This is a genomic window from Deltaproteobacteria bacterium (genome assembly GCA_009930495.1).
GTDB lineage: Bacteria > Desulfobacterota > Desulfovibrionia > Desulfovibrionales > Desulfomicrobiaceae > Desulfomicrobium.
This window is the reverse complement of record RZYB01000293.1, coordinates 1-2,257: the sequence shown is the minus strand read 5'-3', so window position 1 is coordinate 2,257 and position 2,257 is coordinate 1. Positions and strand designations below refer to the sequence as shown.

The following is a 2,257-nucleotide window of genomic DNA, read 5'->3' as shown; positions in this document are numbered from 1 at the left end:
CCTGACGGGCCGTGTCCTCCACGGCCTCGTCCCAGGTCAACGGCAGGGCCGAAATCCCGCCCCAGACCAGTCCCGTTGTCCGGTCCAGCCAACCGTCCGCCACGGGCGTCAGGTCCGGAGCATGAAAGGCGCGGGGCTGAAACAAGGGCGTCAAAAACGAAAACGGCTGGGCCGGGCGCACGCCGGTACGCAGGGCCACGGCCCGTGGGCGGCGCGCGTCCGAAGGTTCCCGCCAGACGCATTCAGGGTCCCGACGGGCGTCAAGATCCCGCGCGAGGCCATCCAGGGCCAAACGCATGGACCTGGCGTCGGCGAAGCGGTCCTCGGGCCGGACGGCCAGGGCCTGGCCGAAAAAATCCGCCCACGCCGTGGACAATACCGCCGAAGCGTGGGCACGGCCTGGTTCCGGCAGCAGCCCGCGGACCAGTCGGTGCAGGACCACGCCGACGCTGTACAAGTCCGCCCGAGGACCGGCCTGGTCCGGGACGCGCTCCTGCTCCGGCGCGGCATAATAAGGCGAGCCGATCTTGAGCCCGCGCGGGGTGGACAGTTTTTCGCCGTGCACCGAGGACAGGCCGAGGTCGATGATCTTGATGGTGCCGTCACTGCCGAGCATGAGATTGAAGGGCTTCACGTCACGGTGGACGATGCCGCGCCGGTGCAGGAAATCCAGGCCGTCCAGGGTCTGCCGGACAAAATCCAAGGCCTTGCCCGGAGGCACGGGCCGGGACGAAGCCTCGACCACGGCGCTCTCGCCGATGAGCGTTCCCAGATTCATGCACAGGTATTCCAAAACCATGAACAGATCCGGCCCCGCGTCGCGCAGATCCCAGACCGAGGCGACGTTGCGGTGCTCGCAGGCCGCCATGAGCCGGGCCTCGTTCACGAAGCGCCGGCGGATTTCGTCCGCGCCCAGCAGGTCCAGCAACAATTCGTGGGGCTCAAGACGCTTCAAGGCCATGATCCGACCCAGGGCGCGATGCCGCACCTTGTACACCCCGCCCATGCCGCCGCGCCCCAAGCGTCCCAAAATCGTGTACGCGCCGATGTCCATCACCACAGCCTCGTGGCGAAATATTCGGGGAAGCCTCGGTCGCGGATCTTGGCCACGGTGCGCTCGATGTCGTAGGGCACGAAACGGACCGTGATCGTGTCGCCGGCCGTGTCCCACAAAAGGTACTTGGCGTTGTTGTTGCCGTCCCTGGGCTGACCGACGCTGCCGGCGTTGATCAGGCTCGGCCGCGTCAGCGCGAAACTCTCCCGCCCCAGACGCCGTCGAACCACGTCGTGGCCCTCGCGGCCAAGCAGCAGCAATTCGTGGGTATGGCCGACAAAGGTCAGCCCATCGCCCCGCGCGAACCAATCGAGCACGTGGTCGTCGGCGACGTCGTAGAGATAGGTGGTCGCGCTGTCCGGCGGAAAACCATGCACGAAGCGCGCCCCTTCCAGACATAAAAACCGAGGCAGACCGGCGATAAAGGCCAGGCTGTCCGGGGAAAGGAGTTTCTCGGTGGCGGTCAGGCCCTGACGGGCCGTGGGATTGAACCAGGACCGCTCCCGCCGGAAAGCCACGCCCAGCTCATGGTTGCCCAGGCAGCACAGGGCGCCGCGCGCGCGAACGGAAACAAGCACCTCTTCCGGATTGGGCCCGTAGCCGATCATGTCTCCCAGACAGACGACGCGCCCCACGTCGAACGCGGCCATGTCCCGCCACACGGCGTCCAGGGCTTCCAGATTGCCGTGGATATCGGAAAGAACGGCAATCAGCACGGGACTTCCGGCCCGACCGGGCAGCGCCATGACGTGACGCGAAAAACGGCGCCAGAGGCCGAGCTCACCTGTCGCCCCGTTGCCCGGGCAGGTAACGGCGCAAGGCCTCCCAGGCATACCGCGCGCCCCGGAGCACGAACACGCCCAGCACCGTGATCAGGGCGACATTGGTCCTGGCCGCCTGCACCATGGATTCCTTGAAATAGGTCTTGGCCTGTTGATAGTCCTCCTCGATGGGCGTGCACGGCGGTTCCTCGGTCTTGGGAACCGGCACCAACGCTTTGTCCTTCTTCTCCATCACACATCCTTGTTTCGTATGAAGTGCACGACAGCGCGCTCGAAGCGGGCCAGATCGTCCGATGTCGCCCGGCCCGCGTAGCGCACCCCGATATAGGCGTCCGTGACGGCCCGCACAAGGGGCAGCAACTCCGGACGCATCCGGCCGACGCGCCGGGCCAGGGCGTCCGGGCCTTCGGACGGATGTCGG

Annotated in this window: 4 protein-coding genes; all 4 read right to left on the bottom strand. The window is 66.7% G+C overall.

Features of this window, described 5'->3' with window-relative positions:
- The coding region (locus EOL86_13955; protein NCD26677.1) for a serine/threonine protein kinase at nucleotides 1-1,054 on the bottom strand (1,054 nt) is incomplete at its 3' end.
- Nucleotides 1,054-1,770: a metallophosphoesterase gene (locus EOL86_13950; protein ID NCD26676.1), complete on the bottom strand. Its 717-nt coding sequence runs from the start codon at nucleotides 1,768-1,770 to the stop codon at nucleotides 1,054-1,056. The genes EOL86_13955 and EOL86_13950, both read right to left, overlap by 1 nt.
- 64 nt (nucleotides 1,771-1,834) lie before the next feature.
- A complete protein-coding gene (locus tag EOL86_13945) occupies nucleotides 1,835-2,068 on the bottom strand; it encodes a hypothetical protein (GenBank protein ID NCD26675.1) in 234 nt (77 codons plus the stop codon).
- Nucleotides 2,068-2,257 (bottom strand): DUF4129 domain-containing protein (locus EOL86_13940; protein NCD26674.1); only part of this gene is annotated, 190 nt, incomplete at its 5' end. The genes EOL86_13945 and EOL86_13940, both read right to left, overlap by 1 nt.